The organism is Opitutus sp. GAS368, from assembly GCF_900104925.1.
Classification (GTDB): Bacteria; Verrucomicrobiota; Verrucomicrobiia; order Opitutales; family Opitutaceae; genus Lacunisphaera.
In genome coordinates this window covers 821,527-839,761 of sequence record NZ_LT629735.1, presented here as the reverse complement: position 1 = coordinate 839,761, position 18,235 = coordinate 821,527, and the positions used below count along the sequence as shown (strand labels likewise).

At 67.9% G+C, this 18,235-nt stretch carries 11 protein-coding genes; 6 read left to right on the top strand and 5 right to left on the bottom strand.

All coding sequences use genetic code 11. The features are described from left to right. On the top strand, positions 1–2,451 hold the full coding sequence (locus BLU29_RS03635) for a heavy metal translocating P-type ATPase metal-binding domain-containing protein (protein ID WP_091055222.1): 2,451 nt from the start codon (positions 1–3) through the stop codon (positions 2,449–2,451). On the opposite strand, the gene BLU29_RS03630 is transcribed toward BLU29_RS03635, so the two are convergent. Then, on the bottom strand, positions 2,452–4,263 hold the full coding sequence (locus BLU29_RS03630) for an adenine deaminase C-terminal domain-containing protein (RefSeq protein WP_091055221.1): 1,812 nt from the start codon (positions 4,261–4,263) through the stop codon (positions 2,452–2,454). Positions 4,264–4,335: 72 nt separating this feature from the next. On the opposite strand from BLU29_RS03630, the gene BLU29_RS03625 reads away from it, so the two are divergent. Then, complete coding sequence (locus BLU29_RS03625) at positions 4,336–5,061, top strand: MCP four helix bundle domain-containing protein (protein ID WP_157693602.1); 726 nt, start codon at positions 4,336–4,338, stop codon at positions 5,059–5,061. Between the two features lie 4 nt (positions 5,062–5,065). Here the strand turns inward: BLU29_RS03625 and BLU29_RS03620 are convergent, their stop codons facing one another. Both BLU29_RS03620 and BLU29_RS03615 read right to left on the bottom strand, forming a co-directional pair. Next, a complete protein-coding gene (locus BLU29_RS03620) occupies positions 5,066–6,337 on the bottom strand; it encodes a M24 family metallopeptidase (protein ID WP_091055217.1) in 1,272 nt (423 codons plus the stop codon). Positions 6,338–6,466: 129 nt separating this feature from the next. Continuing rightward, positions 6,467–9,493, bottom strand: a complete 3,027-nt coding sequence (locus tag BLU29_RS03615) for an FAD-binding and (Fe-S)-binding domain-containing protein (protein ID WP_091055215.1) — start codon at positions 9,491–9,493, stop codon at positions 6,467–6,469. A gap of 215 nt (positions 9,494–9,708) precedes the next feature. Between BLU29_RS03615 and BLU29_RS03610 the strand changes: the two genes are divergently transcribed. The 3 genes from BLU29_RS03610 to BLU29_RS03600 all read left to right on the top strand — a co-directional run bounded on the left by BLU29_RS03610 (position 9,709) and on the right by BLU29_RS03600 (position 13,980). Beyond that, positions 9,709–11,100, top strand: a complete 1,392-nt coding sequence (locus tag BLU29_RS03610) for a hypothetical protein (RefSeq protein ID WP_091055213.1) — start codon at positions 9,709–9,711, stop codon at positions 11,098–11,100. 152 nt (positions 11,101–11,252) lie between these two features. Further along, positions 11,253–12,329, top strand: a complete 1,077-nt coding sequence (locus tag BLU29_RS03605) for a saccharopine dehydrogenase NADP-binding domain-containing protein (RefSeq protein WP_091055211.1) — start codon at positions 11,253–11,255, stop codon at positions 12,327–12,329. A gap of 106 nt (positions 12,330–12,435) precedes the next feature. Continuing rightward, on the top strand, positions 12,436–13,980 hold the full coding sequence (locus BLU29_RS03600; protein ID WP_091055210.1) for an aldehyde dehydrogenase family protein: 1,545 nt from the start codon (positions 12,436–12,438) through the stop codon (positions 13,978–13,980). Positions 13,981–14,089: 109 nt separating this feature from the next. Here the strand turns inward: BLU29_RS03600 and BLU29_RS03595 are convergent, their stop codons facing one another. Then, complete coding sequence (locus BLU29_RS03595; protein ID WP_091055208.1) at positions 14,090–14,821, bottom strand: alpha/beta hydrolase-fold protein; 732 nt, start codon at positions 14,819–14,821, stop codon at positions 14,090–14,092. Positions 14,822–15,003: 182 nt separating this feature from the next. On the opposite strand from BLU29_RS03595, the gene BLU29_RS03590 reads away from it, so the two are divergent. Beyond that, positions 15,004–17,211, top strand: coding sequence for a hypothetical protein (locus BLU29_RS03590; protein WP_091055207.1), 2,208 nt, complete (start codon positions 15,004–15,006; stop codon positions 17,209–17,211). 277 nt (positions 17,212–17,488) lie between these two features. Here the strand turns inward: BLU29_RS03590 and BLU29_RS03585 are convergent, their stop codons facing one another. Continuing rightward, positions 17,489–18,166, bottom strand: coding sequence for an HAD family acid phosphatase (locus BLU29_RS03585; protein ID WP_091055206.1), 678 nt, complete (start codon positions 18,164–18,166; stop codon positions 17,489–17,491). Positions 18,167–18,235 lie beyond the last annotated feature (69 nt).

Genomic DNA, 18,235 nt, shown 5'->3' with positions numbered 1-18,235 from the left:
ATGAATTTTCCAGCCAACGATTGGGTGAACGGGGGTGTGAGCCCGACGGTGCGAGTGCGTGGACTGCGTGCCGAGCAAGCCGCCCCCGTTCACCTTTGCCGGCACTGCGGGACGCCGCTCGCGGGGGAGGTGGCGCGGGCCGCCGGCTTCTGCTGCGCGGGCTGCGGTTATGTTTTCCGGCTCGTGGCGGAGCACGGACTCGAGGGTTATTACCGGATCCGCGACACGGTGGTGGCCCCGGTGGGCGAGGCCGTGTTCCAGCCGCGCGACTACGCGTGGCTCGCCCGGCTGCAGGCGGCGGCCGCGGCGGCGCCCGGCACCCCGGAGCTGACGCTGGAGGTGCAGGGCATTTCCTGCGCGGGTTGTGTCTGGCTCATCGAGAAGGTCTTCCACCAGCAGCCCGGCGCGCTGCATATCGAGACGGACGCCCAGCTCGGCCGGATGCGGTTGCGATGGACGCGCGGGGTGTTTGACGCGCCGGCCTTCGCGCGGCGGTTGCAGTCCTTCAACTACCTGGCGGGCCCGCCCGGCGAGGAGCCCGCGGTGCCGGAGAGCCGGCGGCTGGCGCGACGCATCGGGCTGGCCGCGGCGTTCTCGATGAACGTCATGCTCTTCACGCTGCCGGCCTACTTCGGCATGGCGGCGACGTTCCCGTATGCGCGGCTCTTTGGCACGCTCTCGCTGGTGTTTGCCACGCTCAGCCTGCTGACGGGCGGCATGTATTTCCTCGGCCGGGCCGTCACGGCGCTGCGCGCGGGTACGATGCACATCGACCTGCCCATCGCCCTCGGCATCACCGGTGCCTACCTCGGCTCGCTCTACGGCTGGCTGGCCCGCCGGGAGGAGTTCGTCTACTTCGACTTTGTCGCGGCGTTCATCCTGCTGATGCTCGTCGGCCGCTGGGCGCAGGTGGCGGTCGTCGAGCGGAATCGCCGCCGGCTCCTCTCGCCGGCGGACCGTCCCCAGCCGGTGCGCGTCGAGACGCCCGCCGGCCCGGCCGAGCGGGCGGTCGCCGACCTGCGGGTGGGCGACATTTTCGCCGTGCGTCCCGGCCAGGTCGTGCCCGTCGAGGCGCGGCTGGAATCGCCTGCCGCCACGGTCGGCACGGCCTGGATCTCGGGTGAGGCCGACCCGCGGGACTGCCGCGCCGGCGCCCGGGTGCCGGCGGGTGCCGTCAATCTCGGGCATGGTGACATCCGCTTGTGCGCGGCGCGCGGGTGGGAGGGTTCGCTGCTCGCGCAGCTGCTGCGGCCGGTCGCGCGCGACGCCAGCCGCCACCAGTTCCTCGAGCGGGTCATCCGCGGCTACCTGCTCGGCATCCTCGCGGCCGCCAGCGCGGCCGGGCTCGGCTGGTGGCTGGGCACGCATGACCCGGTGCGCACGTGGTCGGTGATCACGGCCGTGCTGGTCGTGTCGTGTCCGTGCGCCATCGGGCTGGCTTTTCCGCTGGCCGACGAGTTGGCCGCGACGGCGCTGCGCCGCGCCGGGGTGTTCGTCCGCGAATCCGACCTGTGGCCGCGCGTGGCGCGCATCCGCCGGATCATCTTCGACAAGACCGGCACGCTGACGCTGGAGACGCCGGTGCTGAACAATCCCGCGACCTTGGCCGCGCTGGCCCCGGTGGCGCGCGCCGTGCTCATGGCGCTGGTGCGGGACAACACGCATCCCGTCAGCCGCGGCCTGCACGAGAACCTGCTGGCGCTCGACCTGACGGTCGGACCCGAGACGGCCGGCGAACTGCGCGAAGAACCCGGCTTCGGCGTGATCCTCGAGACCCCGGACGGCCGCTGGTCGCTCGGCCGGCCCGGCTGGCGGGGGATGACTCGTAACCCAATAGGTTACAAAGAGGAGGAGGGCCACGACACGGAATTCGCCTGCGACGGCGTGGTGCTGGCCCGGTTCCGGTTTGCCGACGCGGTGCGGGCGGATGCCGGGGCGGAAATCGCGGCGCTCCGGGCGCGCGGGCTCGCCATCCACATCCTGAGCGGCGACCGCCGCGCCAAGGTGGACCGGATGACCCGGGCGCTCGGCCTGCCCGCCGACCATGGCCGGGCCGAGGTTACGCCGGAGGGAAAGGCGGCGTGGATCCGGCAGACCGACCGGCGCGACACCCTGATGCTGGGCGACGGCGCCAACGACAGCCTTGCCTTTGACGCCGCGTTTGCCCGCGGCACGCCGGTCATTCATCGCGGCGTGCTCGAGAGGAAGGCCGACTTTTATTACCTCGGCCGCGGGCTGAACGGCATCCGCCGGTTGTTCGAGGTGAACGATGCGCGCCGGCGCACGCAGGGCTGGCTGCTGGTGTTCTCCGTCGCCTACAACCTCGTGGCCGTCGGCCTCGCCGTCGCGGGCCGGATGAGCCCGCTGCTCGCGGCGGTGCTGATGCCGGTGAGCTCGCTGCTGACGCTGGCGATCGTGGCCGGCGGCATGCGGCGCTGGCTCGCCCGCTAGCTAGCGCCGCGCGAACAGCGGCAGAAGCTGCATGCCCGGCACCGTGACGAGGCCCTTGTCCGTGATGCGCACCTCGGGGATGACGGAGAGCGGGATGAGGTTGAAGCCCATGTAGGGCAGCGTGCAGCCGGCGGCGGTCCACGCGGCCTTGAGCGCGGTGGACTCGGCGGCGACGATGGTGGCGCGCTTGTCGGACAACAGGCCGGCGACCGGCAGCGCGACCTTGGCGACGACCTGGCCGCCGCGGATGACACACACGCCGCCGCGCATGGCCTTGATGGTCTTCAGCGCCAGCTGCAGGTCGGCCTCGTTGGTGCCGGCGAGGATGATGTTGTGCGCGTCGTGGCCGACCGAGCTGCCGACGGCGCCCTCCTTGAGGTTGAAGTCCTTGAGGAGGCCGTGCGCGACCTCGCCGGATTTGCCGTGCCGCTCGACGATGGTGACGAAGCACAGGCCGTGCTGCGCGAAGAGGTCGGGCCACGTGGTGCCCGGCGCGGGGTTGAGCACGACCTGCTCGTGGAAGAGGATGATGCCCGGCAGCGCGGTGCGGATCACGTTGGCGGTGACCGGCCCGGCGGGGAGGTCGGGCGTGAGTTTCAGCTTCGGTGCGATCTTCACTGTCTCGTAGGCGGCCTTGGGGTAGCGGTAGCGCTTGGAGAGAGCCTTATCCAGGATCGGCGTGATCTTGCGGTTTTCGACGACGAGCTCGCCACCATACCAGGTGTTCTGCGGGACGAGGTCGTCGTTGAGCAGCACGAGGTCGGCCCGGCGGGCGGGGGCCAGGCCGCCGATGTCGCCGTCCTGGGCGTAGCGCGTCGCCGGGTGGAGCGAGCCCATGCTCCAGGCGGTGACGGGCTTCATGCCGTGTTTCACGGCCTCGCGCACGACCCAGTCCAGGCCGAACAGGAAAAGGTCGTCGGCGTCGCGATCGTCGGTGCACACACAGACGCGCTTGGGGTTGGCGCCGAGCTCGGTGACGGCCTTGATGGCCTGCGGCAGCGAGTGCCACGGCGTGGTCGGCGGGCCGCCGCGGAGGAAGACCCAGACGCCATTCTCGAGGAAGTCGTTGGAGATCTCGCGGTCGATGGCCTCGTGGGTGTCGGAGATACCGCTGGCGGCGCCGGCGGCCACGAACTCGCGGCCGTAGATGTGGCCGCAGACGGGGCGGCCGCGCTTGAGCGCCTCGGCGAGGACGGCGTGGCTGCGCTTGTCGCCCATGGCCACCTGCACGAAGTCCATTTTCTCGCCGAGGGCGACGGCCTCGGGCCACTTGTCGAAAAGTTTGCCGATCTTGGCGGGCGTCAGGTCGCCGCCGGCGGTCTCGAAGCGCGGCGAGGTGGCCGGCACGGTGCTGGGCACGGTGAGGAAGATGTTGAGCGGGGCCTGGCGGGCGTCGCGCAGCATCCACTCGATGCCGGCGGCGTCGCAGACGTTGCCGATCTCATGGCTGTCGCAGAAGATGGTGGTGGTGCCGTTGAGCAGGGCGCCCTCGGCGTAGGCGCAGGCCGTCATCATCGAGCTCTCGATGTGGATGTGCGGATCCACCAGGCCGGGCGCCAGGATGCCGCCGCGCGCGTCGTAGATCCGGGTTTTGGCGCCGGGGGCCGGCGAAAACGAGCCGGCGGGCTTCACGACGGCGATGCGGCCGGACTTGATCCAGACCTCGCGGTCCGCGTGGATCCGCTCGGTGTAGGTGGAGAGCAGGCGTCCGCCGGTGATGACGAGATCCGGCGCCTCGCGGCCCATGGCCACGGCGGCCAGCGAGCGGGTGACGGTGTGGAGTGGCGGGACGGAAAAGCGGGTGAGGGGCATGGCCGTGTTTTAGCACCGGCAATGCCAGCGGCGAGGTGTTTTCGCGCGGCGGCATTTCGTTCTTTTACCGGCATGCCCGAAGCTGTAGGCAAGGGCCGCGCCACCCGCCCCATGCAATTCGGCCGGCTCCGTTTCGTCCTCATCCTGGCCCTGCTCGCCTCCAACCTGCTGGTGGGCGTGCTCAGCCTGCTTTTCCTCCGCTCCATGGAGCAGCGCTATGCCGCGCTCCTCGACCGCAGCGTGCCGCTGATCAACAATCTCCGCACCCTGACGCGCGAGCTGAGCGGCGTGCAGCGGCTGGCCCGGCGCATTTCCGACCCCCAGAACGAGCCCGCCTGGGCCTCGCTGCTGAACCAGATGAAAGACGCCAGCGACAGCGCCAAGGCGCACGCGTTCGAGATCAGCGCCATGGAGTCGCTCAAGGACAGCCGGCACGTGGCCACCATGGCCCGTTTCGGCCGCGAATATGACGACAAGGCGGACCGGTTCCTGGCCCTGGCCCGCGCCGGGAAGATCGCCGAGGCCAACCAATACAACGTCGAGGTGCTGCGCCCGGCCTATGACCGCTACATGGACGCGGTGGACGACGCGGCCAACTACGTGGAGCGCGAGGGCGTCGACCTGCGTGCGCGCTACGCGGAGGACTCGCGGCTGTTCGGCGGCTTCCTGCTGGCCGCGGCGGGCTGGCCGCTGCTGGCGGCGGCCGGACTCGTCGTGGTGATGGCGCTCCTGGTGCTCGGCCTGTTCACCGCGGTGTTCTTCCCCCGGCTCTTCGTGTCCAAGCGGCCCGCGGCCTGAGGCATCAGATGCCCTTTGGGATCGCGGCCGTCAGGTTCACGGGCGCGCCGTCGGTCACGAGGATGTTGTCCTCGAAGCGGACGCCGCCGAGGCCGAGCATCTGCTCCGCCAGCGGCCAGTTGACGGCGTCGCGGTATTTGGCACGGCGGGCCGGGTCGTTGAGGATGGCGGGGATGAAATACAGGCCGGGCTCGACGGTGACGATGTAGCCAGGTCGCAGGATGAGGTCCATGCGCAGGGTGCGGAGGCTGGGGCGCGGGTCCTTGGTGCGGCCGGGCTCGAGACCGCCGGCATCGCGCACGCCGAGGCCGAGCATGTGGCCGAGGCCGTGCGGGAAGAACAGCGTGTGCGCTTCCTGTTCGACGAGCGAGGCCGGGTTGCCCTTCATCACCCCCATCGCGACGAGGCTGCCCAGCATGTCGACTGCGGTGGCGAGGTGGAGATCCTTCCATTCCGCGCCGGGCCGACAGCGCTCGCAGGCGCGGACCTGCGCCCCGAGCACGGCCTGCGCGAAGTCGCGTTGGAAGGCCGACGGCTTGCCCGCCACGTAGGTGCGGGTGACATCGATCACATAGCGGTCGGTCTGCGGGCCGGCGTCGATCAGGATGAAGTCGCCGTCCTTCGCTTTGCGGTCGGGCGAGGGCGAGCCGTGGAAGACGGCACTCTGCGCGCCGACGCCCACGATGGAATCGTAGCCCGTGGTCTGCGCCCCGTGGCGGAAGAACTCGGCCTCGAGCTCGATCTGCAACGTGCGTTCGCTGACGCCGGGTTTGAGCAGCGGCTGGATTTTCGCGTAGCCGGCCGCCGCCGCCGCCGCGCAGCGTTTCATCAGGTCGATCTCGACCGGCTCCTTCGGCCGGCGGGCGTGCTTGTAGGCCTCGCGGACCGCGGCGGTGCGCTTCTCGTCAGGCATCACGCCGGCCACGGGCGCGCCGAGCCCGACGACCTTGCGGCCCTTGCGCGCGGCGAGCCACGCGGGGAATTTGCCGAGCAGTTCACCGGGCAGCTGCTCCTTGCCTTCCCACACGCGGTCCATCTCGGTGACTTCGGGCACGAAGGAGGTCCAACCCGATTTCGGGTCATAGGCAATGATACCCCCCGTGGCCTCGGCGTGGCCCGTCAGGTAATAGTATTCCTGGTGGGCGATGAAGGGCAGCAGGGCATCGCTGATCTCGGGCTTCGGGATCGGTGTGCCGGCGCCGACGAGCAGGATCTCGTCGGTCAGGCCGAGGTGCGGGGCAATGCGGGCGCGGCGGGCGGCGTAGTCGGTGGTCATGGGGATGGTCGGTTGATCCCAAAAAGACAGAAAACCGGCCGGAAAGGAACCCGGCTTTTCACTGTCATGCCCGGGTCGTGCAGGGCGGCCGCGGGTCGCCCGGCCGCGGTCAGGCGGCGAGCGCCGACCCTACGCCAGCGCCGCGTGCAGGATCTCAACCGGGTGCAGCGCGGTGCGGCCGGTGGCGTCCTTGATCTGGTGGCGGCAGCTGGTGCCCGGCGCGGCGACGAGGGTGTCCTCCGGCGCGCTGCGCACGGCGGGGAAGAGCACCAATTCGCCGATCTGCTGGGAGAGGGCGAAATGTTCCGCCTCGTAGCCGAACGAGCCGGCCATGCCGCAGCAACCCGAGGGGATGAGCGTCACCTTGTGGCCGGCGGGCAGCTCGAGCATCTTCACCGTCGGCACCAGCGACGACAGCGCCTTCTGGTGACAGTGGCCGTGCAGCTTGATGGCGCGGATCTGCGGTTTGAAGGCGAGGCGGCTGATGCGGCCGGCGTCGGCCTCCCGGGCGATGAACTCGTCGATGAGCAGCGCGTTCTTCGCGAGCGTCTTCGCCGCATCGAGCAGATGGTCCGGCATGAGGTCGGGATACTCGTCGCGGAAACCCAGGATGCACGACGGCTCGAGGCCGATGAGTGGCGTTTGCGCGCTGACGACATCCTTGAGCAGCTCGACGTTGCGGATGGCGAACTTCTGCGCGTCGCGCACCAGACCCTTCGAGAAATGCGCGCGGCCGCTCTCGACATGCGCCGGGATGACGACCTCGTAGCCAAGCTTGTTCAGCAACTGCACGGCCTTGATGCCCATGGGCGTGTCGTTGTAGTTCGTGAACTCGTCGCAGAAGAGGAAGACCCTGCCGTGGGGAAAAGGATTGGGTGTAGGGTCGCCGCTTGCGGCGACCTGGTTGGCCGGCGAGGTCGTCGCAAGCGACGACCCTACGGGAATACCGCCGAGACCGGTCTTATTCGCGTGTTGGGCGTGCCATTTGGCGAGCGTGGTGGCGTGCAGCTCCGGCAGGCTGCGCTTCAGAGAGAAGCCGGCGAAGCGCTTGATCCAGCGCGAGACGTCGGGCGCGGTGACGGCCCAGTTGTAGAGCGCGGGAAAGAGCGAGGCCAGCCGCATGGACGGCGTGAAGCCGGCGACCAGCCGCGAGCGGAGCGGCACGCCGTTGGCGTCGTAATAGTGCTGCTGCCACTCGGCCTTGAGGCGGGCGACGTCGACGTTGGACGGGCACTCGGACTTGCAGCCCTTGCAGGAGAGGCAGAGGTCCATGACGTCCTTCACCTGCTCGCTGTCCCAGGCGTTCATGCCCTCGCGGGCCTCGGTCAGGACGTGGCGCAGCATGTTGGCGCGGGCGCGGGTCGTGTCCTGCTCGTTGCGTGTCGCCATGAAGCTCGGGCACATCGTGCCACCCATCAGGTGGGTTTTGCGGCACTCGCCGACACCGTTGCATTTCTCGGCGGCGCGGAGCACACCCTGCGTGGCGCTGAAGTTGAAGACGGTCTTGTATTCCGGCGTCGGGTGGTCGGGGACGTGGCGCAGCGAGGTGTCCATCGGCGGCGTGTCGATGATCTTGCCGGGATTGAACAGGCCGCGCGGGTCGAAGGTCTCTTTCACGCGGCGCATCATCGCGTAGCACTCGGGTCCAACCATGAACGGGATGAACTCGCCGCGCAGGCGGCCGTCGCCGTGCTCGCCGGAGAGCGAGCCGCGGTATTTCTTCACGAGATGCGCGACATCGGTCGCGATGCCGCGGAAGAACTTCATGCCCTCGGGCGTCTTGAGGTCGAAGAGCGGGCGGGTGTGCAGCTCGCCGGCACCGGCGTGGGCGTAATAGACGGAGCTGATGCCGTATTTCTCGCGCATCAATTGGTCGAACTCGGCGATGTAGGCCGGCAGGTCCTCGACGGCGACCGCCGTGTCCTCGACGACCTCGCGTGGCTTGGCGTCGCCCGGGACGTTCATCATGAGGCCCTGGCCGGCGCGGCGCAGATCCCAGACCTTGTTGGCGTCGTCGCCCCAGAGCACGGGGAAGGCGTAACCCAAGCCGGCGGCGCGCAGCTCGCCCTCGAGCGTGGCCATGACCTGCTCGATGGCCTCGCGCTTTTCGAGGCGGACCTCGACCACGAGCACGGCGCCGGGGTCGCCCTGGACGAAGAAGCGGTTCTTCGCCTGCTCGAGGTTGGACTTGGTGCACTCGAGGATGTGGCGGTCGATCAGCTCGCAGCCGAACGGCCGGTGGCGCATCGCGATGAGCGTGGCGTGCAGCGAATCCTGGATGGTCTGGAAATGGGCGCACATCAGCGCACCCGCCGGCGGCAGCGGCTCGACGTTGAGCTCGAACTCGACGCCGAGGAAGAGCGTGCCCTCGGAGCCGGCGAGCAGCTGGCAGAGATTGAAGGGCTTGGCCGAGGCCGGGTCGAAGACGTTGCACTCCATCAGCCGGTCGAGCGCGTAGCCGGTGTTGCGGCGGGTGACGGTCGGCTTCGGGTAGTGGTCGCGGATCAGCTGCCGGTTTTTCGCGTCGCCGAGCAGGTCGCGGACGGTGCGGTAGATCTTGGTCTCGAGGGTGGCGGGCCCGGCGCACTTGGCGGCGAACTCCGCCGCGGTGAGCGGGCCGAAGGTGACCTCCGAGCCGTCGCTCAGGAAGCCGCGGGTGGAGACAAGGTGCTCGCGGGTGGTGCCGTGGACGATGGAGTTGGCGCCGCAGGAGTTGTTGCCGACCATGCCGCCGATCATGGCGCGGTTGGCGGTGGAGGTCTCGGGCGTGAAGAACAGGCCGAGCGGCTTGAGGGCGAGGTTGAGCTCGTTGCGGACGACACCCGGCTGGACGCGGACGCGGCGCGCCTGGGCATCGGTGGCCACGATGCGGTTCAGGTGCCGGCCGACGTCGACAACGAGGCCGCCGCCGACGACCTGGCCGGCGAGGGAAGTGCCCGCGGTACGCGGGATGAGGCCGATGTGGTGCTGATTCGCGAAGGCGATGAGCTCGCGCAGGTCGGCCTCGGTCTTCGGCAGGGCGACGGCGACGGGCGTCTCCTGGTATTCCGAGGCGTCGGTCGCATAGAGCGCCCGCATCGTGCGGTCGAAATGCAGTTCGCCGGTCAGGCGGGCGGCCAGGGACGACAGGTCGGAGGAAATGGGAGCGGCGATCATGCGGCGTCATCCAGTAGAAGCCGCCGCAACCGGTCGGCAAGGTGGAACCTGACCTCCGGGCAGGTTTCAGGATTTGCGCGTCCTGAAAGCCCGTCCGGAGGCCGGGCTCCACCTTCAGATGGGAATCCCCGCCAATCTACTCCTTTCGGCCCAGTAGAACAGGCTTGGACAGGGCGGGGGCCGGGGCTTATGTCATAAGCCGAACCCGTCCCGCCATGCCCGCCCTGAACGCTCCCGACAATTTCAACTGGCCGCTCGCCTACGAGGCCGAGGCGCTGCTCTCGACCCATATCAACGCCTTCCTGGCCAAAAACGCCACGGCGGCCCGGCTGGCGGCGCGCATGCACGCCGAGACCGGCACCGAATTCTTCGAGTGGACCGACCATTTTGTCGTCTCGCAGAACCACGAGGCGGCGTTCCGCGCCGCGGGTTTTGTCACCGAGGTGACGGATGTGCCGACCTTCCACACCGTGCTGGCCCACCCGCACGCCATGCTGCCGCGGGTCATCGTGAGCCTGAAGGCCACGCCGGCCGCCGCGCCGCTCTCGCTGGCGATCCGGCCGGAGTTCCTGGCCGACTTCATGGCGCGGCACGGCCTGACCGGCACGCCGATCGGCGCGCCCTGCGCCCGCTATCGCCTCATCGCCGTGAGCGAGGAGAACGGCGCGCTTTTCCAGGCCGTCGAGCGGCTCGGCTACCGCGGGTTCATCGTCAGCGAGCCGCGCCCCGGTTTTGCCGACGCGGTGCTCAGGGTCCGCGAGCTGTGGCGGACGCGGAAACGCGATTTCGCCAACGACGACGACGGCGAGAAACACGCCTTTGAGGTGTTGCAGCAGTGCCTCGACCTCGTCGGCACGGACGTGGCGTGCGAACTCTATTTCGCCGAGGAACGCTACTTCTGGGAGCTGCGCAACCGCGCCGGCCGCGTGCAGAAGCGCCGGCAGGATCTGCTCGGCCTCGGCTGGGCCAACCACGATCACCACACCTTCCGCTGCTCGCGCCGTCATTTTCCCGGCCTGGTGAGGTTCATGGAGCAGCTCGGCCTGTCGAAGCGCGAGCGTTTCTACGCCGGCGCCGAGGCCGGGTGGGGCGCGCAGGTGATGGAGACGCCGGCGGTCGGCATCGTGGTGTTTGCCGACGTGGACCTGCTGCCCGACGAAGTGGACGAGGACTACGCAGCCAAACGCCTGCCCGAGGTGGCGAAGGTCGGCACGGTCGGCCTCTGGTGCGGCCTCCATGGCGACAGCTTCCTGCAGTCGGGCATGCACCACCTCGAGGCGCGCTTCAACCACCCGCTGCTCAAGGAGCAGCTCGCGGCGGAGGGCATCGTCACGATGAAGCCCTTCTCCGATTTCCCGTTCCTCAAGCAGGCCTTCACCGAGGGCGAGCGCTGGCCGGTCAACCCGGCGCGCGCCGAGCTGCTGCGGAAAAAGGGCCTGATCACGAACGCGCAGGCCGACGGTTTCATCAAGGACGGCGCCATCGGCAGCCACCTCGAGAACCTCGAGCGCAAGGGCGGCTTCAAAGGCTTCAACCAGAAGGCCGTCAGCGCCATCATCGCCGCCGTCGATCCGCGCAAGGTCCAGGAAGCCCACGCCGCCCATTAAGTCGCGGTCCGCAGGGACGCGGGCCCTCCACAAAAGACGAACCCATTTACTTCAGCATGTCATTCTGAGCGCAGCGAAGAATCCATCACGATGGGCGCCGGCGAACATGCCGCTGGATCCTTCACTTCGTTCAGGATGACAAATCCCTCCTCATGAAAATCGGAATTGTCGGTGCCGGCAAAGTCGGCGGCACCATCGCCACCCTCCTCGAGTCCTGCAAGTTCTGCACCGGCGTCGCGCTCGCGGACGCCCGCGCGAACATCGACCTCACCGGCCTGAAGAAATCCAGGTTTGTCCAGGTCGACGTCAAGGAGACCGCGTCGCTCGCGGCCTTCGTCCAGGGCGTGGATGCGATCGTCAGCGCCGCGCCCTATTTCCTGAACAAGGCCATCGCCAGCGCCTGCGCCAAGGCGGGCGTCAGTTACTTCGACCTGACCGAGGACGTGGAGACGACGGCCTTCATCCAGAAGCTCGCGAAGAAGGCGCCCAAGGCCACGTTCATGCCGCAGTGCGGGCTCGCACCGGGCGCCATCAACATCGTGGGCGGCTCGCTCGCGTCATCGCTGCAGTTCGTCCGCAACTGCGAGATGCGCGTCGGCGCGCTGCCGCTCAATGCCAGCAACCAGATGAAGTATTACCTCAGCTGGAGCACGGCGGGGCTCATCAACGAATACTGCCAGGTCGGCGAGGCGCTGCACGGGGGCAAGCTCGTGACGACCATGCCGCTCGACGGCGTGGAGCGCATCACGATCGACGGCACCGAATACGAGGCCTTCAACACCTCGGGCGGCGTCGCGACGATGTGCCAGACCTTCGCCGGCAAGGTGGGCGACCTGAACTACAAGACCATGCGCTACCCGGGTCACCGCGACCTGATGAAGTTCCTCCTGCAGGACCTGAACCTCGCGCCGCGCCAGGAGCTGGTCACGCAGATCTTCGACCAGGAGGTGCCGCTCACCGAGTCCGACGTCGTGGTGTTCTATGTCAGCGTCGTCGGCAACGAGGCCGGCGGCGGCCTGAAGCAGCGCAGCTTCATCAAGAAAATGCACGGCGACACGATCCACGGCCGGAAGCTCAACGCCATCCAGCTCACCACCGCCGCCGGCATCGTGGGCGTGCTCGAACTGTTCTCGAAGAAGAAGCTCGGCCCGGGCTTCGTGCGGCAGGAATCCGTCTCGCTCGAGAGCTTCCTCTCCACCCGGTGGGGCGGCCGCGTGTATGGCAAGTAAGTGCCCATTCTTTTTTACCACGGATTGCACGGATACTTTCGGATGAATCAGATATATCGGTTTCAATCCGTGAAATCCGTGGTTAAATAAAATCACCGTCTCCCACATGGCCTTTAAATCCACCTCCGTCGCGGCCGTCGCCAAGGCGATCTTCCCCAAGCTCGGGCTCTCGCAAAAGGCGACCAACCCCGGCGTCTTCGCCGGCGCGTGGGGCGGCTCGGGGGCCGTGCTCGCGAAGCATTCGCCGGTCGACGGCTCGCTGCTCGGCCGGGTGCGGCAGGCGACCCCGGAGGACTATGAACTGGCGGTCGCGGCGGCGCAGAAGGCTTTCCTGGCGTGGCGCGATGTCCCGGCGCCGAAGCGCGGCGAGGTCGTCCGCCAGCTGGGCAACGGCCTGCGCAGCCTGAAGACCGAGCTCGGCCAGCTCGTCTCGCTCGAGGCGGGCAAGATCCTGCCGGAGGGCGGCGGCGAGGTGCAGGAGATGATCGACATCTGCGACTTTGCCACGGGCCTCTCGCGCCAGCTGCACGGCCTGACCATCGCATCCGAGCGCCCCGGCCACCGCATGATGGAGCAATGGCAGCCCCTCGGCGTCGTCGGCATCATCTCGGCCTTCAATTTTCCCGTGGCCGTCTGGGCCTGGAACAGCGCCCTCGCGGCGGCCTGCGGTGACGCGACGCTCTGGAAACCGTCCGAGAAGACTCCGCTGACCGCCATCGCCTGCATCAAGATCGCCGAAAAGGTCTGCCGCGCCAACGGCGTGGACCCGGCCATCTTCGCGCTCGTCATCGGCGACGGCCCGTCGGTCGGCGAGCTCATGACCAACGACCGCCGCATCCCGCTGGTGTCGGCCACCGGCTCGACGCGCATGGGCCGGCGCGTCGGCGAGGTCGTGGCGAAGCGCTTCGGCCGCTCGCTGCTCGAGCTCGGCGGCAACAACGCCATCATCGTCGCGCCCTCGGCCGACCTGAAGCTCGCGAAGCGCGCCATCGTCTTCGGCGCCGTCGGCACCGCCGGCCAGCGCTGCACCAGCACGCGCCGCATCATCGTCCACGAGTCCATCAAGGCGAAGTTCACCGAGTCACTCATCACGGCCTACAAGCAGCTCCCGATCGGCAGCCCGCTGCAGACGGGCAACCTCGTCGGCCCGCTCATTGACGAGGCCGCGGTGGAGAACATGATGAAGGCGCTCGCCGAGCTGAAGAAGCAGGGCGGCAGGATCCTGTTCGGCGGCGGGCGGCTCAAGGGCAACTACGTGACGCCCTGCATCGCCGAGGCGCGGAACGAATGGCCGGTGGTGCAGCACGAGACCTTCGCCCCGATCCTCTACGTCATGGGCTACAAGACGCTCGACGAGGCCATCGCCCTGCAGAACGGCGTGCCACAGGGCCTGAGCTCGGCGATCTTCACGACGGACCTGCGCGAGGCGGAGCAGTTCCTGGCCGCGCGCGGCAGCGACTGTGGCATCGCCAACGTCAACATCGGCACGAGCGGCGCCGAGATCGGCGGGGCCTTCGGCGGCGAGAAGGAAACCGGCGGCGGCCGTGAGAGCGGCAGCGATGCCTGGAAGGCCTACATGCGCCGGCAGACCGTGACGATCAACTACTCCGACTCCCTCCCGCTCGCACAAGGCATCAAGTTCGGCGACTGAGGTAGTTTGGATTTGTAGGGTCGCTGCTTGCGGCGACCATGTGGGCGAGGTCGGCGCAAGCGCCGACCCTACTTTAAGGCGGACGGCCCGCAGGGACGTGCGCTCTCCACTAAAACTTCGTCCCGAGGTAGTGCGGGAGCATGCGGCGCCACCAGGGCCAGTCGTGGTTCACATCGTGGCCCCAGAGGTCGATCTCGTGCGGGATGCCCTTGCCGGAGAGGATGCGGCCGATGTCCACCGAGGACGACGGCATCTCGTGGTCGCCCTGGCCGGAGACGAAGTGGATGTGGTGCTTCGCGCGGAGGTGGGCGAGGGTGCCCTCATCGTTCAGGTTGGGCAGGTAGTCGACCGGCGAGTTGAAATACACGTCCTCGTCCCAGTAGCCCTTGGTGTATTCCTTCAGGTCGTAGACGCCGGACATCGCGATGCAGCCGTCGACCAGGTCGGGGCGGCGGAAGAGCGTGTTGGCGGCGTGCAGCGCGCCGAAGGAGGCGCCGGTGGTGATGGTCATCACGCGGCCGCCGCAGTGCGAATGGATGAAGGGGAGGACCTCCTCCGTCACATAGCCGTTGAACTGCTGGTGGCGGATGGCCTTGTGCCGCGGGGGCATCGAGTCGTTCAGCCAGCTCTCGTTGTTGATGGAGTTGATCGAGAAAACCTTCACCCAGCCGCTGTTGATGAAGCGGGAGAGCGAGTCGATCACGTGGAAGCGCTCGTATTCCAGGAAGTCGGCCGCGGCGGTGGGGAACATGAGCAGCGCGAAGCCGTAGTGGCCGTAGACCGCCACCTCCATGTTCTTGTCCAGGCGCGGGCTGCGCCACCGGTGAATTTCGCGGTGCATGAGACAGGGTGGGGCGGGGCAGCCGGAGCGGCGAGCGGGAATTTCTGTAGCGGCGGTCTGGGACCGCCGTCCGGCGTTCATAGAGCGCCGCTACAGGTTTGCGCTTCGCGTTTGCCAAAAACGGCCCCGGCCGCAAGGATGCCGGGGTTCCTTCAGCAGCCTCCTTTCATCCACCCACCTCCATGCACTCCTGGAAATTCTTCCGGACCGGCGAGCTCGACCAGGTCTCCCTCGAAACCGGCGCCGACCTGCTCAATCTCGAGCAGCTCGACCCCAAGCTGTGGGTGGCACTGAGCTGCCCGGTGAAGGGCCTCGAACTCGACGAGAAGACCCTCGCGATGATCGACACCGACGGCGACGGGCACATCCGCGTGCCGGAACTGCTCGCCGCGATCAAGTGGGCGTCCGCCCGGTTGAGGGAGCCCGGCGACCTTTTAAAAGGCGCCGACGCCCTGCCCTTGGCGGCAATCAACGATGCGACGCCCGAGGGGAAGATCATCCTGGCCTCCGCCAAACAGGTGCTCGCCAACCTGGGAAAAAGGAGCGCCGCCGCCATTGCCGCGGCCGATGCCTCCGACACGGCGAAGATCTTCTCCGCCAGCCCGCTCAACGGCGACGGTGTCATCCCGCCCGAGGCCACGGAGGACCCGGAGGCGCAGGCCTTGATCAAGGATATCATCGCCTGTTTTGGGGGCGCTTCGGATCGCACCGGCTCGGTCGGCGTCACCGCGGAAAAGGTTGACGCATTTTTCACGGAGCTCGCGGCCTACGCCGCGTGGGTGGGGCAGAGCTCGGCCAAGGACATCGCCATCCTGGGAGATGCGACCGACGCCGCGTGCGCCGCGCTGAAAGCCGTCCGTGCCAAGGCCGAGGACTACTACGGCCGCTGCCGGCTCGCGGCCTTTGACAGCCGCGCCACCGCGGCGCTCAACCGCGCCGAGAGCGAATATCTGGCGATCGCCGCCAAGGACCTGAAAATCACCGCCGAGGAGGTCGCCGGTTTCCCGCTGGCCCGCATCGAGGCCGGACGTCCGCTGCCTTTGGTGGAGGGGGTCAACCCCGCGTGGGCCGGGGCGCTCGCCACCTTGCAACAGGCGGTCGTCAAACCCATCTACGGCGCCGAGAAAAAGATGCTGACCGCCGAGGAATGGGCCGCGTTGAACGCCAAGTTCTCGGCCTACGAGACCTGGCTGGGCGGCAAGGCCGGCAGTGCGGTGGAAAAGCTCGGCCTGCCCCGGGTCAAGGCGGTCCTCGCCGGCCAGGGCCGCGCGGTGCTGGCCGACCTGCTCGCGCGGGACAAGGCCCTCGAGCCGGAGTTCAAGGCCATCACCGATGTCGACCGGCTGACGCACTATTACCGCGATCTGCGCGCGTTGCTGCACAACTTCGTGAATTTCGCCGACTTCTACTCGCGCGACAAGTGGGCCGTCTTCCAGGCCGGCACGCTCTACCTCGACAGTCGCAGCACGGAGCTGTGCATCCAGGTGACCGGGCCCAGCCCGCTCGCCGCCATGGGCAAGATTTACATCGCCTATGTGGACTGCAAGCGGACCGGCGGCGCCGCGATGAAGGTGGCGGCCTGCTTCACCCAAGGTGACAGCGACTACCTCTTTGTGGGACGCAACGGCGTCTTCTACGACCGTCAGGGCCGGGACTGGGATGCGGTCATCACCAGCCTGGTGGACAACCCGATCAGCCTGCGTCAGGCGTTCTGGTCACCTTACAAGAAATTTGTCCGCCTGATCGACGAGATGGTCGCCAAGCGCGCGGCGGCCGCCGATGCCGCGGCCAACGACCGCCTCGGCAAGGTCGCCGACAAGGCGGTGGATGCCGCCGCCAACGCCGCCGCCCAGAGCGCGGTCGCGGCCACGCAACCGGTGCCGCCACCCCCGCCGCCGAAGAAGCTGGATGTCGGCGTCGTCGCCGCCCTCGGCGTGGCCGTCGGGGCCATCGGCGGCGCGCTCGCGACGGTCAGCGCCAAGCTGGCCGAGCTGCACTGGTGGCAGCTCCCGCTGGTGCTCGTTGCCGTCATGCTCGCGATCTCGCTGCCCGCGGTGATCATCGCCTGGCTCAAGCTCCGGCAGCGCACGCTCGGGCCGATCCTGGAAAGCAACGGCTGGGCCATCAACGGCCGCGTGAAGATCAACATTCCCTTCGGCTCCGCCCTGACCGAGCTGGCGCGCAAGCCCGCCGGATCAAAACTTTCCCTCGATGATCCCTACGAGGACAAGGAGGCCGCGGCCCGTCGCCGGCGGTTCGCGCTGCTGGCCGTGCTCGTCGCACTCATCGCCGGCGCCATCTGGATCCGCTACAACCGCGTGCAGCAAGGGCATTACTTCTGGGAGCCCGCGCCGGTGGAAGCTCCGGTGACTGCCGCACCCGCCAGATAATAAGATAATACCAAACACCCAAAGCTTTTACACGAAGGCCGCAAGAACGCAGAGATATTTCCCATCGCAGGATCTGCTTCGCGGTCTTGGCGACCTTGGTGTAGAGTGGAGTAGTTTGAAGCGATTGGTATAAGTTTTTTTAACCACGGATTGCGCCGATGGACCCGGATGGGAGACCAACCAAACCGTTTTAAACCCAGAGCCCGCGGAGGGCACTGAGCCTGATGGGAGATTCTCTCCGTGCCCTCTGCGACCTCTGCGTTAAAAATATCCCGATCTAGTTCACGATATAGAACGGATTCGGCAGCTTGAAGATCCGCTCGCTGTAACCGCCGAGCAGGTCGCTGTCCTGGTCGCCCATGTTGAGGATGATCAGGTAGCCTTCGGCGGCCAGCTTGCGGCGGACGTCGATCTTGAAGGCCCGGGTCGATTCCGCGAAGTCGGCGGGCTTGTAGATGATCCGGGACCAGGTCTCGTAGCCGACCTGGCGCAGGTTGCGCTCGGTGGCGGGCGCGTCCTTTTCGGTCCGGCCGGTGATGAAGAACACATCCACCTTGGCGTTGACGGCGGTCTGGTAGACGGCCTGGACCGGGTAGATGGCGGTGCACTGGCCCTCGGCCACCCAGGTGTCCCAGATTTTCGGGATATACCCGTAGTCGTTGGCCTGGATGTGGCGGACGTTGCTCAGGATGGTCTCGTCGATGTCGAACACCACGGCCAGCTTCTTGCTGGTCTTGGCGCTGCGCGGGATGCCCTTGGGGATGCGTTTGACGAGGTAGGCGTTGGCCTCGGCGGCGACCTTGGCGACCTCCTTGCCGTATTGGCCCGTGGCGACATAGGCGGTGATCTGCTGCTTGAGGGTATAGAGGTTCGGCGGCTCGGTGGTTTCGACGGCCGGGAGCGAGCCGACGGCGAAGACCAGGGCCAGCCCGAGGGGAAGGAGGCGTTTCAACATGCCGGGAGAAAAACGCTCCCGCGGATAAATGCCAAGGCAGTTTAAACCACGCCAGAGCCCTTCGGGACG